This is a genomic window from Cognatiyoonia sp. IB215182 (genome assembly GCF_033963905.1).
Classification (GTDB): domain Bacteria; phylum Pseudomonadota; class Alphaproteobacteria; order Rhodobacterales; family Rhodobacteraceae; genus Yoonia.
In genome coordinates, this window is record NZ_JAXBMB010000001.1 from 130868 (window position 1) to 151151 (window position 20284).

The 20284-nt window shown below is 59.1% G+C and carries 19 protein-coding genes and 1 pseudogene; 9 read left to right on the top strand and 11 right to left on the bottom strand.

Annotation, left to right across the window (positions count from 1 at the left end):
* Positions 1 to 6 precede the first annotated feature (6 nt).
* Together SLH47_RS00660 and SLH47_RS00665 are read right to left on the bottom strand one after the other, a co-directional pair.
* Positions 7 to 903: an MBL fold metallo-hydrolase gene (locus tag SLH47_RS00660; protein WP_320237357.1), complete on the bottom strand. Its 897-nt coding sequence runs from the start codon at positions 901 to 903 to the stop codon at positions 7 to 9.
* A 263-nt stretch (positions 904 to 1166) separates the two neighbouring features.
* Positions 1167 to 2048, bottom strand: a complete 882-nt coding sequence (locus SLH47_RS00665; RefSeq protein WP_320237358.1) for an AraC family transcriptional regulator — start codon at positions 2046 to 2048, stop codon at positions 1167 to 1169.
* Positions 2049 to 2437: 389 nt separating this feature from the next.
* Here SLH47_RS00665 and SLH47_RS00670 point away from each other — a divergent pair.
* A pseudogene (locus SLH47_RS00670) lies at positions 2438 to 2590 on the top strand (integrase); the annotation flags it as partial.
* Between the two features lie 18 nt (positions 2591 to 2608).
* Here SLH47_RS00670 and SLH47_RS26355 read toward each other — a convergent pair.
* From SLH47_RS26355 to SLH47_RS00685, 4 genes are all read right to left on the bottom strand, one after another.
* The gene (locus SLH47_RS26355; protein WP_413785612.1) at positions 2609 to 3052 is read right to left on the bottom strand and encodes a helix-turn-helix transcriptional regulator; all 444 of its coding nucleotides are present in this window, start codon (positions 3050 to 3052) and stop codon (positions 2609 to 2611) included.
* A complete protein-coding gene (locus tag SLH47_RS00675; RefSeq protein WP_320237359.1) occupies positions 3043 to 3486 on the bottom strand; it encodes an AraC family transcriptional regulator N-terminal domain-containing protein in 444 nt (147 codons plus the stop codon). The genes SLH47_RS26355 and SLH47_RS00675 overlap by 10 nt, the downstream gene beginning before the upstream one ends.
* A 180-nt stretch (positions 3487 to 3666) precedes the next feature.
* Positions 3667 to 4668 (bottom strand): SDR family NAD(P)-dependent oxidoreductase, encoded by a 1002-nt coding sequence (locus tag SLH47_RS00680; protein WP_320237360.1) that lies wholly within the window; start codon positions 4666 to 4668, stop codon positions 3667 to 3669.
* A gap of 207 nt (positions 4669 to 4875) precedes the next feature.
* Positions 4876 to 5751 carry an AraC family transcriptional regulator gene (locus SLH47_RS00685; protein ID WP_320237361.1) on the bottom strand — a complete coding sequence of 292 codons (876 nt, stop codon included), beginning with the start codon at positions 5749 to 5751 and terminating at the stop codon, positions 4876 to 4878.
* Between the two features lie 311 nt (positions 5752 to 6062).
* On the opposite strand from SLH47_RS00685, the gene SLH47_RS00690 reads away from it, so the two are divergent.
* The 3 genes from SLH47_RS00690 to SLH47_RS00700 all read left to right on the top strand — a co-directional run bounded on the left by SLH47_RS00690 (position 6063) and on the right by SLH47_RS00700 (position 8308).
* Entirely contained in the window at positions 6063 to 6197 is a 135-nt protein-coding gene (locus SLH47_RS00690; protein ID WP_320237362.1) for a hypothetical protein, read from the top strand.
* A 719-nt stretch (positions 6198 to 6916) separates the two neighbouring features.
* Entirely contained in the window at positions 6917 to 7822 is a 906-nt protein-coding gene (locus SLH47_RS00695; RefSeq protein ID WP_320237363.1) for an SDR family oxidoreductase, read from the top strand.
* A 39-nt stretch (positions 7823 to 7861) separates the two neighbouring features.
* Positions 7862 to 8308, top strand: coding sequence for a PQQ-dependent sugar dehydrogenase (locus SLH47_RS00700; protein WP_320237364.1), 447 nt, complete (start codon positions 7862 to 7864; stop codon positions 8306 to 8308).
* 37 nt (positions 8309 to 8345) lie between these two features.
* On the opposite strand, the gene SLH47_RS00705 is transcribed toward SLH47_RS00700, so the two are convergent.
* From SLH47_RS00705 to SLH47_RS00715, 3 genes are read right to left on the bottom strand one after another with little or no spacing between them, the layout of a single operon-like run.
* A complete protein-coding gene (locus SLH47_RS00705) occupies positions 8346 to 8522 on the bottom strand; it encodes a hypothetical protein (RefSeq protein ID WP_320237365.1) in 177 nt (58 codons plus the stop codon).
* Positions 8523 to 8538: 16 nt separating this feature from the next.
* The gene (locus tag SLH47_RS00710) at positions 8539 to 9387 is read right to left on the bottom strand and encodes an AraC family transcriptional regulator (RefSeq protein WP_320237366.1); all 849 of its coding nucleotides are present in this window, start codon (positions 9385 to 9387) and stop codon (positions 8539 to 8541) included.
* Positions 9384 to 10229, bottom strand: a complete 846-nt coding sequence (locus SLH47_RS00715; RefSeq protein WP_320237367.1) for an AraC family transcriptional regulator — start codon at positions 10227 to 10229, stop codon at positions 9384 to 9386. The genes SLH47_RS00710 and SLH47_RS00715 overlap by 4 nt, the downstream gene beginning before the upstream one ends.
* Before the next feature lie 392 nt (positions 10230 to 10621).
* Here SLH47_RS00715 and SLH47_RS00720 point away from each other — a divergent pair, with 392 nt between their 5' ends.
* The 5 genes from SLH47_RS00720 to SLH47_RS00740 all read left to right on the top strand — a co-directional run bounded on the left by SLH47_RS00720 (position 10622) and on the right by SLH47_RS00740 (position 15464).
* Complete coding sequence (locus SLH47_RS00720; RefSeq protein ID WP_320237368.1) at positions 10622 to 11080, top strand: (2Fe-2S)-binding protein; 459 nt, start codon at positions 10622 to 10624, stop codon at positions 11078 to 11080.
* 11 nt (positions 11081 to 11091) lie between these two features.
* Complete coding sequence (locus tag SLH47_RS00725; RefSeq protein WP_320237369.1) at positions 11092 to 13215, top strand: xanthine dehydrogenase family protein molybdopterin-binding subunit; 2124 nt, start codon at positions 11092 to 11094, stop codon at positions 13213 to 13215.
* 28 nt (positions 13216 to 13243) lie between these two features.
* Positions 13244 to 13627: a c-type cytochrome gene (locus SLH47_RS00730; protein WP_320237370.1), complete on the top strand. Its 384-nt coding sequence runs from the start codon at positions 13244 to 13246 to the stop codon at positions 13625 to 13627.
* 312 nt (positions 13628 to 13939) lie between these two features.
* Positions 13940 to 14221 carry a hypothetical protein gene (locus tag SLH47_RS00735; RefSeq protein WP_320237371.1) on the top strand — a complete coding sequence of 94 codons (282 nt, stop codon included), beginning with the start codon at positions 13940 to 13942 and terminating at the stop codon, positions 14219 to 14221.
* Positions 14222 to 14282: 61 nt separating this feature from the next.
* Complete coding sequence (locus SLH47_RS00740) at positions 14283 to 15464, top strand: ester cyclase (RefSeq protein ID WP_320237372.1); 1182 nt, start codon at positions 14283 to 14285, stop codon at positions 15462 to 15464.
* A gap of 304 nt (positions 15465 to 15768) precedes the next feature.
* Here the strand turns inward: SLH47_RS00740 and SLH47_RS00745 are convergent, their stop codons facing one another.
* Complete coding sequence (locus SLH47_RS00745) at positions 15769 to 18240, bottom strand: S8 family peptidase (protein ID WP_320237373.1); 2472 nt, start codon at positions 18238 to 18240, stop codon at positions 15769 to 15771.
* Positions 18241 to 18932: 692 nt separating this feature from the next.
* Positions 18933 to 20219, bottom strand: coding sequence for a beta-propeller fold lactonase family protein (locus SLH47_RS00750; RefSeq protein ID WP_320237374.1), 1287 nt, complete (start codon positions 20217 to 20219; stop codon positions 18933 to 18935).
* Positions 20220 to 20284 lie beyond the last annotated feature (65 nt).

Consider the following 20284-nt stretch of genomic DNA (forward strand, 5'->3'; position numbering starts at 1 on the left):
CGGGCGTCAGCCCTCTTCCACGAAACGGTAAGCGGCGCCATCGCGTTCCACGCGCCCGATCCCATTGCCCGGCAGATGAAAGCCCAGAACCCGCATCTGTTCGCTGGCCAACTGGTCAAGCAGTGCTGTGCGTGTCACGGCGCCCATGTCCTGATCCTGATCAGCGCCCGACGGGCTTTGTGGATAGCGGAACGCCGCATGATGGTTGCCGATGCAATCACCAAGGATCATCAAAGCTTCCGATCCCTGCCGCACCTCGAAAGCCATATGCCCAGGCGTGTGTCCAAATGTGGCGCGCGCGGCAACGCCGGGCATGATCTCTTCGCCATCGCGGAAGAAGGTCACGGCATCTTCGATCCGGGCCAACCGGCGTGCCGCACCCACGGCAAAGGCCGTACGCGCCTCGCCAATCGTGTCGACGGTTGCCGGATCGGTCCAGTAATCCCACTCTGTCTGACCGATCATGTATCGGGCGTCAGAGAAAAGCAGGTCGTCGAAATCGTCGAGCAGTCCCCAGATATGATCGGGATGGGCATGAGTAAAGACGACATCGGTAATGTCCTCTGGCGCCAGCCCTTGCGCATCAAGCGCATCCATCAGGAACCCCGCGGACGACATGAATTCCGGCCCGGCACCCACATCGAAAAGCACATTGCGGTCACTGGTCTGCAGCAAAGTGACGTTGCAGGGCGGGGTCAAGACATCCTCAAATCCGAACGCGTCCTGCAGCCCGCTCAATTGCTCGGGCGCGAGTTGTCCGAGGATCATGTCGGCCGGCAGTGTCAGCGACCCGTCCGAGACCGAGGTTACGGTGAAATCGCCGATAGCCGTCTGGGCGAAAGCGCCCGGTGCAAAGATGCTCGCGGCCCCCAATGCACCAAATTCACGCCGTGTCATCGCCATGGCAGCACCTATCATATTCGATATTCTGAATGTAAATGATATCACCGCACGAGGTCAATCGGCAGAACACAAAACGACCTCACCTACCACAGGGCGGATAGGCGCCCGCGCTCCGTTTAGTATGCTAATTTCTGCGCCAGCAACACGTTGTTTTTCCACAGAATGGGCGGAAACCAGTCGTTCTCTGCATGAGCATAGTGAGCCACGACGATCTTGAAAAGCTGCCGTTCAAACTTGGAATTGGTAGTAGGGCAGTGCGGCGCCTAACCTCGCATCTGGCTCGGACTGCATCCGTACCCTTTGGTGAAGAGCCGCGTCATGTGGCTGTGGCTGGAGAAGCCGCATTCGAAGGCTATCTGACTGAGGGAGAGCCGGCGGTCGGCGAGCAGGATGCGGGCGCGCTCCAATCGCCGCTCGCGGACATAGGCGAAAACGGGCTGGCCGGTGTTGGCTTTGAAAGCGGTCTGTAACCACGACGGGCTCATGGCGGCGGCCGAGGCGATCGCGGCGACGGAGAGGTCCTCGCCGAGATGGGCTTCAATGTAGTCGATGGCGCGCGCGATCCGACGCTCAGTGCCGCGGGTCGGAACGCTCGGCATTGAGCTGTCGGCACTCAGCGCCCTCGCCGTCATCGCGATGGCCAGGCCCTGGATATAGAGGCGGTCGGGCTTCCCGCTACGCAGGTGGTCGATGGCCAGGCGGGCGAGGCTGATGACAGCGTCATCGCGGCGGTGGATCACGTCCCGCTCGATCAACATTGATCCGTTCCACGCCTCGGCCGAGAGATCAGATAGCCTATCCTCTTCGAGTACGATCCCCAGCTCCCAGCCTGGATTGGCGCAACGGATCTCATGGGTCTGACCCGCCCTAAGCAGGTCGTAGCCACCCCAGGCATTGTTCGCCTTGTCCTGCCGGAGATCGCGGCCTTCCAGCCGGTAAAGATAATCCGGGGTTCGCAAGCCGGCATGGGGGGTCACGTTCAACATGGCAGGAACATCCCGCAGTTTGACCTCAACCCGTCCCGGCGGCAGCGCAGTGACGGTCAGCCCTGTCAGATCACAGGTCTGCGCCGCGGGCCGCAGATACGGGGCGTAGGACCCGACGGCGCCGGGAATGTGCAGGGCGTAGTCTTCCTTTGAGGCCATAATCGATGCGTCCCGCCGGAATTCCTAGAAATAGACCGCAAGCAATTGTTACCATAATGCTAGCGCCGCATCGCAGGGCTGTTAAGGGGCGCGCTCCGCAAATGAACGCAGATGAAAGATGGCGATACGTATGTGCAAGTCCCGCTGCCCCTACAACACAGGCTTCGAGTGGTAAGAGTATTTTGACGCGAAGTGTTAGAGTTGCCGAAGCACGAGAGCGCCGAAGCCGACACTCGTGCATTGTAGCCTGAGGTCTCAGCGGCCCAATGAAGCCGCAGCAATGCCACATCTTACAAGTCTCGGACATCGACCATCCTTTCTGATCGTACAGTCATCCCGTCAGCATGGTGCTGATGATCGGGTATGGAGGGAGGATCGGAGAGCATATCATGCCAAGAGTCCAACTTCCCACCGTAGTCCCGAAAAGAAAAGCCTGGAACAAGGGCCGGATCATCGGACAGAAACGTCCATTTCTGCCAAAACAAGTATGGGCGATCCGCGCGCGGCTCGAACTGGCCGGACAAAAGCGCAAAGTCAAATTGGCCTGCTGATCCGCTGGCCTACTGCCGGACCAAGTCGTGTTTCGGACTTGCTCCATACTTACGAGAATACTCTCGACTGAACTGCGCAGGACTCTCATACCCAACTGCAAAACAGACTTCGGACACTGACACAGCCGCGGTCCTTAACCGATTTCGCGCATCAAGGAGCCGTAGTTCTTTTTGGAACTGCAACAGCGATGTCCCTGTCACGCTCTTGAAGCTCTTGTATAATGCTGTTGCGCTCATGTTCACTCGGTTGGCGAGCTCCGGGACGGAAAGCGGCTCGGCGTATGCTTTACGGATCAAGCCAATGGCTTTTTCGATCTGGCTTGGGATGCTCGCTGGCGCAAGAAGCTGTCGCAGCATGCTGCCGTTTGGCGCGAGTGGCAGATGGTAATGGATCTCCTTCAGGAGCACCGGCGCTAGAATACGCCCTGCAAGGGTCGATCGCTCTAGCGACATGTACCGGCCAAGGGCATCAACCAAAGAGGGGCTGGCAATGTGGCTATGCACAATGCTCCCGCCGACGTGGTCATATCCATCTGCTTGAATTTCACCTTCAATTGTCCGGAGAAGGTTGAGATCAACGGGATAACGGCTGCAAGGTAAGGTGTCTTTGCATTTGCCTCCGTGATGCGTGAAACAACCGGGGTATCGTGGCTGATGATGACCGCATCGCCTTGCGTTGCCGTCATGGACTGTCCGGCCACAATGATTTCCTTGGCGCCCTGGACGATGAGACGGACAGCCGGCTCACAGACGACGTCTTCGAACGAAGAGGTCGATGTATGGCGCAGGCAGTGCATGTAGTCGTTCTTTCGTGCGACGCTAATGCGCGCGTGTGTTTGATCCAGCGCAGCCCATTCGACAGGTTTGATGAGATCAGCAAGTTCCAAAAGATTTTCCTTCGCACATTCAGACGAGTGGATATCGTCATGGGCGTTTCAAGAACGGAGTGAGTGTCAGGGAGAGCCAACCGCTTGCGCGGCCGGCTCTCTTAGTTCCGGACATTTGGCCCGGCATGGCGACGTGTGTGGCGTGCCGCGCCGGACCTTTACCCTTGGGGTTGCCCGAAATCAGGCGAGGTTGCGAGCGGCATCCCCATAGCTGACGTCCATGACCTCACCGGTCATTTGGCGAGAAGCCTCACCGACGAAAAACATCACGGCTTTTGCGATATCCTCGACCTCGTGATGGCCGATCCCCAACGTACTGCCGGATGCGATGGCCGCCGATACGTCATCAAAGGTCGGATTCGAAGCATCGGGCAAAATGACGCCCAGGACCGCCTCATTATCTGCAAAGGGTGTGCGGACAAGGCCAGGGGCCACGACATTGCACATGATATTGTCGCGACCGTAAGCCATTGCCGCGCTTTTGGCGATGCCGTTCACTGCCCACTTGGTCGCTCCATAGACGCCAAAGACACCGTTGCCAGTACGTGAAAGCCCTGAGGAGATGTAGACAATCCGGCCACCGCCGGCGGCGCGCAAATGCGGGACAGCGGCCTGCGTTGTCTTGATGTATCCGCCGACATTGACCTCGTAGAGCGTCGAGATTTCACCGGCTGTGACGCTGTCGAACGCACCTGCGTGACCCACGCCTGCATTAGCAAGCACGATGTCCAGGCTGCCAAAGCGATCAACGGCCTGTTGCATTGCGGCTTGCTGGTCCTCCAGATTGCGGACGTCAACCTGATAAGTCATGCATTGGACGCCAAGGCCTTCAATCCGAGCTTGTGCTGCGGCGAGATCGGAAGCAGTTGGCAATGCATAGCTCACGTTCGGCATGCTGCCCGAAGCAATATCAAAGAGCATGATGTTGGCGCCGGCTTTGGCAAATTCCTCTGCAGAGGCAAGCCCGATGCCGCGCGCACCCCCGGTGATGAACGCTGTTTTGCCAGACAGCTCACCTTGCGGAGCTTCCTGCGCCATCGCAGCACGTGCAGTCACCATTCCGGTGGCGGCTGCGGCAGCGCCGAACATGCCACTGGTCAGGGCCGCACGGCGGCTCATCGCTGGTGAGCGATCGGCGTCATCAACTTGATATGTGGGGTGGTTGAGATGTTCGTTTTTCATGGTCGTATCTCCTGTGTTGGTGATGACCATGAAGTGGAGCGGCGGGAGATGTTTCGCTTTCCAGATTCTCCACCGTCTTTGCACAATTCTCCAAAACGTCACTTCATCATAGAGAATTTGCAGAGTTGCGTTCTTGAATGCCCTTCGACAGCGGGCTGCGACCAAGGGCACCATGACGCTGGTGCGCGCTTTCCGAAATGCGAAGAGCTAGACCGCCACCTGCTTCATCGCCTTAGGCGAGACACCGAACTTCCGGGAATACTCACGACTGAACTGTGAGAGGCTCTCATACCCGACTTTGAACGCCACCTCGGTCACCGTCGCCACACCAGAGGTCAGGATGCGCTGTGCCTCATGCATGCGCATCTGCTTTTGGTACTGCAGCGGGGTCATGCGGGTGACCGCCTTGAAGTGCTGGTAGAAAGCAGACTCGCTCATCCCCGCCTGCGACGCCAATGCAGACATAGACAGCGGCGTCGCGAAATTCGCATTGATCACATCGATGGCGCGGGCAATTCTGCTGGCATGGCTCGTTTGCGCGATCAACTCGCGTAGCATCCCACCTTGCGATGATTTCAGGAGACGGAAGTGCAGTTCTTGAAACTGCGCGGGTCCCAAGATCTCGGCGGCTGCTTTGTCCTCAGTTGACGCGATGTAGCGTTGAATGGCTTCGACCAGATCTTCGGTCACTTCCTCGACTGCGAATGAGACGGCACCATCGTTACCAAAACCGTTTTTGTCGATCCGGTTTGCAAAATTGTGCAGCGTTGGCACATCAAGCTTCAGAACCACCGCCAGATATGGATCTTCCGGCGTTGCCTTGACCACTTGGGAGGCGACCGGCAGATGGTGGCTGACAATGAGCGCCTGCCCGGCTTCGATCTGGAACACATCATCGCCAACGCGCGTGTCCTTCGCGCCATTCAGCACGATACACAGGTTTGGCTCATAGACGGTATCCATCCAGTCGGACCTGCGCGCATGCTTAACCAGGACCAGCCCTGCTGCGGGATGCAAAAGCCCGTCGTCCAAACCTTCGGCGGTAAAGGCATCGGCAACCGCGCCTTTCAAATCTCCAAGCATAGGACCTCCTGTTCGCGCAATCCTTCTGACTGCCTTGGTTCAGTACCTGTCATGCGCCGTGAAACGCTGGCTCATTCTGAATTTCATAAAATGTAGACCGAGAACCCGGCGCTACAACACCGGGGCAGACAAGAGACTGCGCTGGCAAAGGACGATCCCATTGAACCGGACCCGCAAAAAAATAGGATCAGGCAAATCCTCTGCAGGATCGGTCAAGCCCGTCGCGGATCAATGTCTTAGATCGTTTGGCAGGCAGCGGCATCACAACCGCCGCGAACTCTTGACCTTACATGCGCCAGAGGAGGCAGAAAATGAGCGTAATCGTTGAAAAAATCTGGGAGCCACAAATTCGGGCAAGCATCCTTCTTATCGGCAAAACGTGCCTGGTCATCTGCGGCCTTATTGGTGCGCAGGTCACGTCCGCGTTCATTGTTTTCTCTCTCTGATCGAGCAAGCAGGATAACGTCATCGTGGACCTTGTAAACTCCCAACAGGTAAAAGCAGGGCGCTCGGCTATGCTTTTGGAGCCCATATATTTGCCCGGCACTGAAGGTGTCGCTCCGCAGGTACCATCCATAGGGAGCCCCGATCACTCTCGCTGTCGATCAGCACCAGTCCGTCAGAATTGCTTGCCGGGCGCGGCAAAGCCAGCGCCCTTAAGCGGGCTCGTGTTCATCGCAAACAATGGTGCTGCCAAGATAGGCTCTACACTAATGGGAATGGGCGCCGTCGTATCCGCCACGTCCTCTGTCAGTCTGAAGAGCGGAGAAACGGCTGAGGCATTCTTCTGTGTTGCCAATGACAGCGCCTTTGAAGACCTTTTCAAAACCCTGCGAGAGACATGCCTTATAAGTTCATCCTCCGCAGTTGTCTTTTTCGGCAGCGCAGAACTCCCGGGTCAAATGTCCTTACGCGGCTTATTGCGCAAAAGCCGCTTCTCGAAAATGGCGCTCAGCACGGATGCTTCACGGCGAAGCGTTGGCTCCGAGCCTACCACTGGCGACTGGCTTCAATTCGTTGACCTGGCCCGCATCCGGTTTGGTCAGCACGGTCCCGATGTTGGGCCGGACTTCCCACGGGTTGTTCGGCTGCACCTTCAGAACACTCAGCTGACCTAGCGCCCGTCAAATCTCGATCATTTCATCCCTATTGAAAGGCAAAACCAATGTCCTCGATCCAATCCCAATTTCTCGACTTCACGACGCATCGCGATCGCTATGACGCGATTGATCCCCGGACGACGCTTAAGGGTGCTGCAGATGGCAAGGTCGTATTCATTTCTGGTGCATCGCGCGGGATCGGCCAGGCAACGGCCGTTGCCTTTGCCGAAGCAGGCGCCAAGGCCGTTTACATCACCGCCCGAAGTGAAGATGCGCTGAAAGAAACGCAAGCACGGATTCAAGCTGCGAACCCCGATACGCGCAGTGCGTTCACCGTTTGTGACGTCACCGTCGCGACGGAAGTCGAGGCAGCGGTCGCTGACTGCATTGCGCGATTCGGTGGCATAGATGTGGCCGACGCCAACGCCGGCTTTCTCGGACCTTGGGTCAAGATTGGCGAAAGCGATCCTGAGGGTTGGTGGAAGAACTGGCAAGTGAACGTGCAAGGCGCGTATCACGTGATCCGGTTCACGCTGCCGCACCTCATCCAAAGCGCGAAGGCTCATGCCGAAACGGGCGGTAGCGGCGGACACCTCATCCTTTTGTCGTCGATTGGTGCGCAGCTTTTGATGCCAGGCGCATCTGACTACCAGACCGCGAAACACGCCATCAATCGCCTGTGTGAATTCGTCCAGAACGACCACGACGAAGACGGGACCAAGTGTTTCGCCATTCATCCCGGTGGTGTCGCAACCGAGTTGGGGCATGCCATGCCCGAGCAACTACACGAATACCTTACCGACACACCGGATTTGGCAGCCTGTTTCGCGGTCTGGCTGATGTCAGGAGAGGCGGATTGGGCCAAGGGCCGGTATCTCAGCGCCACGTGGGACGTTACCGAGCTCGCATCCCGCAAGGACGAGATCGTCAACGATGATCTTCTGGTGAACCGTTTGCGCGCCAACGTGTGACGCGTCGCTTACCCGAGCCCAGATGAAAGGAGAAACACAATGACTCATGGTACGACACCAAGTGACGGCCTCCACGTCATTCTCGCAACCGTCGCCTTTTCAACGACGACATTGTTCACAGCGCCGACCTTTGCACAAACCGCGATTGATGCGCCCCACGCGACCATTGTCGAAGCGACTGAAATCACACGCGATCTGGAACAGCCTTGGCGTCACACCTTCCTGCCGGATGGAACGGCGCTTGTCACATCTGGTAATACCGGCGACATCCGGCGCGTCGATCCATCGATGGGACCGCACACCTCTGTCGGGTTCGTATCCGACGTCGACGCCTGGAACGATTCCGGCCTTCTTGGCATCGCGGTTTCACCGACAGTCAGCCCAATTATGCATGCTATGGGCCGCAAATCCTGCACTGTCTCTGACACAAGGCAAAGCGCGCCGACTACAATCACATCCAGCCTTGCTCCACTCTCGCTAGTCTGATGCCGTAGGAAAATGCTATCCGAGTTGTCGGTCCAGGTCATTGGGACTTCGCTGAAGTTGAAGTCCGCGATGTGAACTCCGTCTGGTAGTGCACCTCCGCCTTGCCGGGTGGAAGGGCGATGACCCGCAGACCCGATTGGCCAAACTCATGATCGAGCGTTGGGACGCGCGCGACGGGCTGGCTACCGGGTGAAAGTTCGGGCAGCTTGGTCATTTTCGTCGCCTCAATATCACCGCATCTCCCGTGGGCTTACCCCGAACCGCGCTGTGAAGAGTCGCGTCATGTGGCTGTGGCTGGAGAAACCGCATTCGAAGGCTATCTGACTGAGGGAGAGCCGGCGGTCGGCGAGCAGGATGCGGGCGCGCTCCAATCGCCGCTCGCGGACATAGGCGAAAACGGGCTGACCGGTGTTGGCTTTGAAGGCGGTCTGTAACCACGACGGGCTCATGGCAGCGGCGGAAGCGATGGTGGCAACGGACAGGTCTTCCCCCAGATGCACCTCGATATAGTCGAGGGCGCGAGCGATGCGGGGATGGGTGCCGGCGGTCGAAGGACCGGTTGCTTCGACGCCGGTCCTTGCCACGCCCAACCCGCAAGCGAGGATCGCCAAGCTCATGCCCTCGACGAAGAGCCGATCGAGCGGGCCGAAGCGCAGATGCGAAAGGAGTTGGCGACCGAAAAGCGCGGCTTGAGGCGCCGATCGGTACGGACGGTAATCTCCGAGGCCGCTGATCCCGATCGGATCGTCTTTTGTCAGGTGCGCGAGGCGCTCCGGCTCGACCTCGATCCCCAGACACCAGCTCCGGTTCTGGGTTGAGATCCGGCCGTCGGATCCTTTGGGGACCCACGCGACGCTGTTCTCCGGGGTGTCGCCCTTCGCAAAATAGTCGGAATTCACCGCGAGGGTAGTCTGCGCTGCTGCGATGTTCACGTCTAGCACATGCGAGGAGAACACGAAACTACTCGTCAGTTCACCCGGCGGCGTCGCGCTGACGCGCAGTCCGGCGTTCGAAAAGTTCTGCGTCGAGCCGGTGATGTCGCTCAGGACCGTCGCATCCGGAGTCGGTGTTCGGCTCATCGCATGTCCCTCGGGCTGGCGCCGTAATGGGCAGTGAACAGACGCGTCATGTGGCTGTGGCTGGAGAAGCCGCAGGTATGGGCGATCTGAGTGAGGGACAGTCTGTGGTCCGCGAGGTGGTGGCGGGCGCGCACTAGACGACGTTCACGCACGTAGGCGAAAACCGGGCGACCTGTCGCGGCGCGGAACGCACTTTGGAACCAGGAAGGTGACATCCCGGCTGCTGAGGCGATGGTGGCAATCGACAGATCATCGCCAAGGTGAGCTTCGATGTAATCAATGGCACGCGCGATGCGAAGGTCGGCACTGCCCACAGCCGCACTATTCTCTTCGCTCCCCGACCGCGCGAGGTTGAGGCCGCATGCAAGAATGGCGAGGCTCATGCCCTCAACGAACAGGCGGTCAGGCGTGCCGAAGCGCATATGGTTGATGAGTTGGTGGGCCAATAACGCAGAAACCGGCGCGGGCCTGTATCCGGTGGCCTCCGGTGCCACGGAAGCCGTGTCTGGAAGAAGCGCCTCAAGCCGGTCCGGTCCGACTTCGAGCAGCAATCCCCAACCTTGATTTTTTGCGACAATCTTCAACTCGGTTCTAGCCGGTGCCCAAAAGCTGGTGCTGGGTGCCACTTCATCGGGCCGTAACCGGTCTGAATTCACAGCCCACAGGGCCTTCACACGAGGCAGGCAGACATTCAGGATATGAGGCTGCATGACGTAGTTGACCTCGGTCTCGCCCGGTGGCAGAGCCAAAGCGCGTAGCCCAGTAAATGCAAATTCGTGCTCAAGCGTTGGCGCAATGGTCACCGGCAGGCCGGCAATGGGAACATCGAACGTTTGAGTCATCCGGTCATCCCTTCGTCCTTATGTACCCATAGAACTTGATCCATTTCTAATAAGCCGGGTGCCTTGTCCTTGGACGCAACCGAACAAGATCGGATCGACAAAATCATTCTCATAGAGAAAGGCTAGTTGACGGTCGCGATGCGTCAAAGACATGAGCCACCGCCGACTGGAATTCCGGGCGCATATGACAGTTCTCCGGTGCCAGATACCAGTCGTTGGGCATTTTCTGGGCATCGAAGGCGGCGCCGCAGCACAAAACGTCGCCAAATGAAAGAATACAGCACGACTCTGAAAGCCGGGCTGAGTGCTGCCCCTCATACTGGTCCGAGATGTGGGGCTGAGCGCAAGTCGATCCGCGATGGCGCTGCGTTGCTGACAGATAGGAGAGCAATATGACAGCATTCGTTTTGAACGGCTCGGAGGTCGTCGTCGATGCGGACCCGACGACACCCCTTTTATGGGTTCTTCGGGAACAGCTTGGCCTGACCGGTACGAAGTACGGTTGCGGGATAGGGGCGTGCGGAGCTTGCACAATTCACCTCAATGGGCAGCCGACGCCATCCTGCGCCTTGCCGCTGGATGCCGTTGAAGGCGTTGACATCACCACGATTGAGGGGTTGTCGCCAGATGGCACCCACCCCGTTCAGCAGGCTTGGATCGAAGTCGATGTTCCTCAGTGCGGTTACTGCCAATCCGGGCAGATCATGGCCACCGCCGCCATGATCCGAGACATCCCACAGCCGTCTGACACCGACATCAAAACTTACCTTGCCGGTAATCTTTGCCGCTGCGGGGTCTACAACCGCATCCGCGTGGCTGCCAAGCGCGCCGCTGAAATTGCGCGTGGGTAAGGAGCATTGTCATGACTATTTCAACTTCCCGCCGCGCCTTTCTTGCCGGGGCAGCGTCTTTGACCGTTCCGCTGGCTTTCCCGGCTGCGGCACAGATGACGCAGGCACTGACGCCTGAGTTAGCCCGCTGGCCTGAAACATACCTGCGTCTTGATGCCGATGGTGCCGTGACGTGCATTCTGCCAACCTGCGAGATGGGTCAGGGCACGCATACCGGGCAGGCCATGATCCTGGCAGAAGAATTGGGCGCCGACTGGCGGACGATCCGTATTGAGATGCCGACGCAGCCCTCGGAACCTTACCGTCTGCCCTTTGGACAAATGCGGTCGGTTGGCTCTTACGGCATTCGCTACTTTCATGATCCGATGCGGCGGGCTGCGGCACAGATGCGCATGATGCTGACGCAGGCCGCAGCTGACCGGTTTGGCGTGCCCAAGCATGACTTGGAGGCACGGGCAGGCATGATCCTTCATGCGGCCACGAGCCAGGCTATACCCTTCTCTGAGCTTGTTGCATCTGCACGGCTGCTGCCTGTCCCGGCCGAGCCCAAGCTCCGCCCTGAAGCCGAGCGCATGCTCACGGGTACCTCGGTACCTCGCCTCGATACGCCAGCCAAAACACGGGGTGAGGCGATCTATGCGATCGATGTCACCTTGCACGATATGGCCTATGGCGCTGTGCGTCTGGCGCCGGTCTTCATTGCCGATGTTGCCTCTTTGGACGCATCGAGCGTGACGGATATGCCGGGCGTTATCAGTGTAGCGCAGGTCCCCCGCGGAGCGGTTGTCGTTGCGGAGACCTGGTGGCAGGCGAAGCAGGCGGCGGATGCACTCGACATCACATTTACCGAAACCGATGACGACGTTTTAGATGAGCAGAGTTTGCAGGCACGTATCGTTGAGGGGCTCGACCGTGTCGACGTGCCGATGACATTGATGCGGGGTGATCCGCAGAGTGTGCTCGACGGGACCGGGACGGTGATCGACGCGGATTATGCCGTTCCGCTTCTGGCCCATGCCTGTATGGAGCCAATCAATTGCACTGCGCGGGCGAGTGAAAACCGGACCGAGCTTTGGGCGGGCACCCAGGGCCATGATTGGAAGCGGATGATGCTGGAGCGCGAGCTGGGCATCCCGTCCGATCAGCTCTTTATCAATACAACTTACCTTGGCGGCGGCTTCGGGCGGAAAACCTGGCACCACGACGCGGTTCAGGCCGTCCTTGCGTCGCGCGCCGCCGGTGGACGGCCGGTCAAGGTCATCTGGACACGCGAGGATGACACCGCGTTTGGCATGTACCGCCAAACGATGCAGGCGCGGTTCCGTGGCGCGGTGGATGCTGACGGGCACATTACTGCAATGACTGTGCGCGTCGCCGGGCCGCAAATGGAGGCAGCCATCGTGCAAGAAAACAACATGGATCCGTTTTCGCTGCTCGGACTGGTCGATCAGCCTTACGCCGTTCCGAACTACTCGGTCGACCATGCGGTCGTGGACATTCCCGTGCCGCTCTCGGCATGGCGCGCTATCGCGACCAGTTTCACAGGTTACTGGATGGAGAGTTTCATCGATGAATTGGCGGTTGCTGCCGGCATGGACCCCCTCGAATTCCGGCTGTTGAACCTTCCCGCCGACAGTCGTGCGCGTCCTGTGCTGGAACGCGTGGCCGAGATGGCGGGCTGGAACGCGACGGCACCGCAAGGCGTGCATCGTGGCGTCTCGGTGGTCGGTTCCTATGGCAGCATGGTCGCGCAGGTCGCCGAGATCGAACTGGTCGGGGACCGTGTGACGGTGCCCCGGGTTTTCGCCGCCATCGACTGTGGCCGCGCCATTCACCCTGGCCAAGTCGAGACGCAGATCCAAGGCTCAGTTATTGACGCGTTGGGACCGGTCTTGCGGGCAAAAATCACACTGGAAAATGGAGCTGCGATGCAGTCGAATTTTCCTGACTATCCCCTGATCCGCATGGACGAGGCGCCCGAAGTCACAGTTGACATCGTCGATACTGGCGCCCCTTTGGGCGGTGTGGGCGAACCTGGCGTCCCCCCGCTGGCCGGCGCGGTCTGCAACGCAGTCTTTGCAGCCACCGGACGCCGCATTCGTTCCCTTCCGCTTGCGGACCATGATCTGGCATAATGCCGGATCGCATAAAAGGAGCAAATCCATGACACCCAAGACCATGATCAGCGTCTTCATCGTGCTTATCTCCACATTCTTCGCACAGCAGGCGTTTGCGCAGGAAGTAACGGGCGATCCGGACCTAGGTGAGGCTGCATTTCGACAATGCGCCGGCTGCCATGCAATCAATGAAGAACGCAATGGGGCAGGCCCGCATCTCGTGGGCATCGTCGGCCGTGAGGTTGGTTCGATCGACGGGTTCCGCTTCTCGGACGCTCTTACCGACAACACCGCAGTTTGGGATGAGGCGCTGCTGATCGCCTATCTTACCAGTCCGCGGGACACACTGGCAGGGACCCGAAAAACGGTATTCGCACGCAGCGCTGAACAAGCTGCCAATCTCGTTGCCTATCTCGCCTCGCTCGACTAACCCCGCTCAAACACTGTCCAACGCAAAGCGCCTCGCCCAAGTGGGCAAGGCGCGATATCGTCGTTCGGATGCCGTTTCTGCGCGAGAAATCCTTTCTCCGAAACTGAGCATTCTTCGAGACAATTTTGAGGTGCCAACCCGCAGTCGCCCACCTGTCAACTTCCCCGGACGCAGAACCGCTTTTCACCGATGGGTGCGACCACACAATTCTGCAAGTATCCGAGCCTTTGGTGAAAGACCGCGGTTTCGCGCAGGCCATATTCTCAGATGGTCTTACTGAAAGATCGTTCTATCAAAATGAAGGAAATTCAGATGAATAAAGTACTCACTTTGGCCTTCGCAGTCGTTCTGCCTTTCGGCGCATTTGCGCAGCAATACGACCTTGCGGGCATGCAAGCGAGCCTTAGTTCGCTTGAGCAGAATGCCGCACGCATTCTTGACGACAATGGGTTTGTGGATGTTGACCCGACAACGCTCAGTCTTTCTACGATCGCCGAAATCGTTGATGTTGCAAGGAACGATGATGAGCGTGCTGGGACCGTCAGAGGCGGTATCCAGGCAGCACTGAATCGGTGGCGTCCTCCCAGCGAATGATATCAAGACCGACCGCCTCGCACTACTGGAGGCGGTCGGTGCTGTAGCGAAAGGACCTCTTATGAAAGCACCTTATCTGAGCCTCATTCTCGCATATGCCGTAACTTCAGGTAGTGCCTTGGCCCAAGACGCTGGCGAAGGCCGCATCGAGCAAATCTCGCGGCATATCGGGGAGATGTCCATGCAGATGGATATCCCCGGTCGTGCCACCGAAGCCCGCTCGGCACCCCGTGAAACACTTCGCTTTGAACCACTGCAAATGCTTGACGACCTCTTCCGGGACGACATCGTGCTATTGATGCGTCACGGTCCAACCGACTGGTCCAAACGCGATGCAGTGGGCGTAGCCGCGACAGACTGTGTCAATCAACGCATTATGACAGAGGAGGGCCGGGAACGCATGCGAGACATGGGTATCCTGCTCGCAGGGAACGGTCTTATGCCGTCACAGATCGTGGTAAGCGAATGGTGCAGAAACCAGCAGACGCTCGCATCTTTGCTGGAAGGTATGGCGCTGATCGAACCTGATGCGGTTGAAACCATGCCCATTCAGACAGACCCAGGGGTGAATTTGCTACTATCACTTCAAGGTGCGCCAGATGCCACCCGCCTGGAGACCATCGTCTCATCCTGGGATGGCCATGCCGGGCGGGGTGGGCCTTTGCTTATCATCAGTCATTACACCAATATCGAGGAGATGACGCAGTTTCGTGTTTTCGAAGGTGAAACGCTGGTGCTCGATCCCGACCGCAACAACCTCGTGCTTGGCTATGTCCGGCTGCGCTCCGCCGCGCCGGATGTGGGCCATTTTGCGGATTCGTTGGCTTCCCCACTTCTGCGGGAGGATGACGGCCTGGATATGGTCGAGCGTTATTACGCAGCTCTGAATTCCGACGACCCTGATCGTCTCCGCACAATGCTGGCGGAAGACTGGGTCGGATATGGGCTTGGGGGGCAAGGTGGGCAAATCGATGCCGACGGGTTGCAAGCTCTTCTTGAAGACTATCGGGCGGGGATGACTGATCTCCATTTTGAGGCAGAGTCGGTCTACGTGGCGGATGATGTTGTCACGGTCATCGGTCACGCGACGGGCCGCCATACCGGTGAAATGCTTGGCATCGCCGCGACCGGGCGCGACGTTCGTTTCCAGGCAATCGCTGTTCATCGAATAGAGAATGATCGTATTGCGGAATCCTGGATCACGAGTGACCGCGTTGAATTGCTGAAGCAAATCGGAAGATAGCTTGATTTCGAGCTTGGTATATTTCCGGGTGTCGGGGAAGAAATCGTCGCAAGGAGTATCGACCACACCTAGCTTACCGGCGGCACTTAGCGATGAAATCGGAGCAATCGAGAGGCGTATGCTGAACACTAATTTGGCAATCAGTCAGCTCAACACTGGTTTCTCAGGGCCCCAATATCCGCGACCAAGGCGGTCAAGATATTGGGGCCCGCTATCGTTGTCCCAGAAGCTGATCGCGCCTGAGTTCTAGCTGCCGATCCGGATGGTGAAGAGGGCGCGCGCGTTGTCCTGTTTGATCGCGCGCTTAGCCCAGAAGCTCCGGGTTGCGTTTTTTGGTCCATTGCCAGCTGACGCGGCCAAGCTCTTGCCCGTCATGGAATTGCCCGATGGACAGGCTGTTGCCGGGGCGCCCGGTCTCTGCGAGGCCTTCCACGATGAAGCGACATTTGAGCCGTGCATTGCTGCCGAGCACGACCTTCGGGATCACCATGCGTCGCGCGGATGGCAGCCGAATCTGTGCGCGCTGACGCTCATCGATGAACTTGCACTCTAGATCAAGCTCACCACAGATCGGTTTGGCCAGTTGTGCGGGCACATCCATGGTCACGCGCACGTCGCGCGGCAGGCGGCGGTCGATAACGAAGTCAAAGACGCGCCGCTGCTGATCGGGGAAGTTGGCGACTAGAAAGTCTTGAATGGACGGATCAGCATCCGGGTCACCGATATCGTCAATTACATTGAAATTGCGCCAAGCCACATTGTTGTTGTCGCGAATGAAGTTGCTGAAGCTTGGGAAGCTGGCGGGCAGCACCGGCGCTGGGTCAGCCGGGTGATCAAGGATCGCGACAAAGCAGTAGTGGCCGGGGCCGGGGATGTCAGCCTCTGCCCATGTCACCCCATCGGTGACAACAAGGCTGTCATCGTCAGGGACATTCACCGGGTTTGTTGTGCCGATCAGGTTCCACATGTCCGGGGTGACGAGGGTGGAAACCTCGCTCCAATAGACATCTGCTGTCACGTTGTTGGCGGTCTGACTGCCGCGGTTGCGCATGCGAACATAGATGAAATTGTCTTGCCCGGCCTCAACCTGGAAACCAAGCGTGGCGTCGTTTTCGGTGCCGGAGCCTTCGCCGAAACTGCCCTGTGGATCAGCCACGGCGACCGGGCGCACAATGACATCCGGGCTTGCGCTGACACCGCCGGTGGATGGCACACTTCCATCGTCGCCGGCATTGTCACGAACATAGACATCGGCAGATAGCCCCAGATCCCCTTCCAGGATCGCGCGTAGGTTGGGCATGACGCCGATATTGCCTGCAACTGTCGGGCCTTGCGGCGTGCCCGTCGCCGGGTTTGACAGGATCAGCCGCATCTGCGCTGGCGACAGCCGTGCGCCGGTCGCGTTTTCATGCATGGCCTGTACGACCATGCCAGCACCTGTCACGATAGGAGTGGCTGAACTGGTACCGCCGAAACTGTTCGAATAGCGGTCATCGGGGCCAGTTCCGGGGTCAAGTGTACCGTAGCCCGCCGTTACGACATTCTGCCCCCAGCCATAGCAATTCACACGCGCACCGAAGGATGAAAAGTTCGCGCGTTCGTGCGGCACTGTGTCGACGGCCGCGCCGCAAATGATCGCGCCGCTGTCACGGAAATCGGCAGAGGCCGGGTTGAGAATGTTCAATCCACCAATCATGAGCGTATCAAGGTTGACGGTCCCGTTGCCAGCCGCCTCAAACACGATCCGGCCCAAGGCGCTGGCTAACCGGGTTGCATCAAACGCATCGTCGAAGATCTCAACGGGGGCGCCGAAGACAGCACCGGTGGATTGGATCTCAAGAATAATGCAGTCACCCGCATTCACTGCATTGATCGCCGCGACAATCGCGTTCGTGTAATCGGTAGAGGTGTTGGTGACCGCGTCCCAGTAGGACGACGCATGAACCACGGTGGCCGCATTGGCGATGCCGACGACACCGACCGTATTGTCAACGGCTATCATCTCACCGAGAACGGCGGTGCCGTGGTTTTCACTGCCGGGGCGATTGTCGCCGTTGAGCAGGGTCGGGGCCTTCGCGACATAGTCTTCATGTGCCAGCCGCCAGCCGCGTTCGACGTCCACTACGCCCATCCCGTCACCGCAACCGGCGGGTTGGTTCCAGGCCCAGCGGGCGTCGATCCCTGTTGGAGCCGCGTCAAGATAGCCTTGCTGCGCATTATAGGGATCATTGGCCGGATTCACCGCTGGATCGTCTCCGTTTTCCTGTGGATAGGCCCGTGTTACGCCCGGCGCGGCTTCAAGTCGTTTGGCGATCTCGGCCTCGCGCCCGCCATGGCGCCGCGCATCGACCACCCAATATCCCAGAAGGCTTCGGAGAGGCGGAAACGGGCTTTGCTGTGCTGCGCTTTCCATCTCGCGCAGTTGGCTCGGGCTGACGGCGGTGACAAGACGACGCCCTTGACCAAGGTCGAATTCATCGAGCAGGGCGGCGAGCGTTGTCAGCTCCATAGACTTGGCAACCTCAACGAGTGTCTGAGCGTTGTCGAGGCTTTGCAGCGCGTCGCCTTCAGCGAGATGAATGACGATGAAGCCTGAAGATGATCCTTCGGCTTGTCCGGGCACTTCCGTCTGGCCCGGGGTGTCGTCAGGCGTCAGCGGTGGGATGTTGGGTAGCTCAGCGACCACCCTGTCAGCAATGCTGTCGCGGACAACGGTCCGGAGCGGTGTGTTGATGGCACGGTTAAGAATGTCGGTGCGAATACGGCCGGTAAACATGTCGGTTCTCCAAAATATATTTTAAAAACAGTCTTTTAATATGTCTTTTCCAGATGAGACGTGAAAAATAACTACGCCGCTGGATGCGCAAATTGTAGCACAGTTTCGTGTTTGCGTAAATCTGTTCAGTCTATGGCGTTGACGGCCAACACGGATTGGCGTGCGCAAGTGGCCAATCGGGGCGCGGTTGAAGCCGGTCTCGCAGAATCATGCCACGATCCTGATCATCAAGCTGATCATCGTGACGGGACTCCGGATTAGCGAACTCAAGAGCGTGAAGTTCCGCGACTTCCCGCCTGCTCCATGGGACGACGTATCTCGGAATGCCGCAGGATCGTGTCCGCTTTGGGCTGGCACAAGTCATCTGACCAAAACCATCAGATGTCAGCAGCGAGCCCAATCTGTGAGTTTGATCTTCTCGCTGCCAGCGCACGCGGCACAAAAATCGCCGAATCTTCACAATCTGGAATGCCCTAGGCCAGCCAAGAAAGCAGCCATTCGTCGCACGCGCAGCTTGGATTGAGCGGCGGACTTCAAGGTCGCGCGGGCGTAAGATGGTTTCACTGCACGTTAGCCAATGTCTGCCTTTCAACCGCATCATGCGGCCGCAAGAGTATGAGACCCTGCGGCCGACATGCGGGAAGTGGCGGCCTTAGGCAGACACCGCCTCCCTTGAGGTGGATCGGATGCGCCTATTCGATCACCGCGACCCCATGGACACCCCTTGGCGCGGGCATCCGTGTGTTGGTGCGGGTCACGCCACCCACCTCGACTGTCCACAACTCCACCGCGCCGCGCATCACCGGGTCAGTCGCGTCGAAATATTCATTGACGCCGACATAGAGAGCCGTGCCCGACGGATCGAAGGCGAGGCCCTGTGGCAGATGCGCCTCGAACATCTCCTCCTCTACGAGGCTCAGCCCGCCCGTCTCGCCGTCGAGCGCATAGAGGGACAGCGATGCCTGTGGGTCGAAGCGTGGATCGTCCTGCGTCAGGCCTGTGTTGCGCAACGACAAGATCGCCACGCGGTCGCCGTCCGGGCCGATCGCGAGGGTCTCGCCCTGATATCCGCCCGGTACGATGGATTGGATCGCGTGGCGCGGCTCCGCGTCGCCTGGATCGGCCACCCGGATCGACGTCACGGTGCCGGCGCTGCTGCCATAGAACCGCTCGACGTCCGGTCCCCACATCAACTCCGAGGTCACATAGTGCCGCCCATCCGGCGTGAACGCGCCCACGAAGGGGAACTTGTTGGTTGAGACGAGATTGCCCCACGGCTCGATCCCCGTTGGTGCTCCGTCTTCCGCCCTGTCGATGCGGTAGAAGGCGATCTGATTGCGGATCGTGAGGTTTACTGCGACGATGTCCTCGGTGGGGTGGAACTGGACGCTGTGCGCGGGATCGAACGGCAGGTCGGCGCGGGCCACGAGGCCCAGATCGAACGTTACCGCCTCGCCCAGCCCGTCGGCGCTGAGCGGGATGAGCGTCAGACCGTTGTCGGTACCGAACCCCACCACCGCGATGAGGTCGCCCGCCGCGTTGAGCCGCGCGGCCTGCGGGTTCACCGGCACTCGGGCTTCGTTCACCAGCGCGGGCGCCGTCGGGTCAGAGAGGTCGTAAAGGCGCAGCGTCTCTCCCGGACGCCCCGACAGCTCCGTCAGCGTTGTGTCTTCCGGCTCGCGCGGGCGCAGCGTCTCAGCCACGATGGCGCGCGTGCCGTCGGGTGAGATGTCCAGCACCATCGGCGGGCCTGCGACCGAGTTCGACACATTGAGCTTGGCTAGCGCCGTTTCGGGCGCGCCGGTGGTGAAGATCGACATGGTGTCCACGGCATCCAGAGGCGCGCCGAGCTGGTCGTCCTCGTAGGCTGTACCGGCCATGTCAACGTCGGACAGGGCAATCACGTAGCGCGCCGTCGGCTCAGCGAAGGCGGCGGTCGGGATGAGGGTTGCGAGCGCGAGGGACAAGTTTGGGCGCATGAGGCCTCCTTAGATAGAGTGTTCATCTTTGATGGGGACGTTGCTTCCCCAACTGACATATTGGC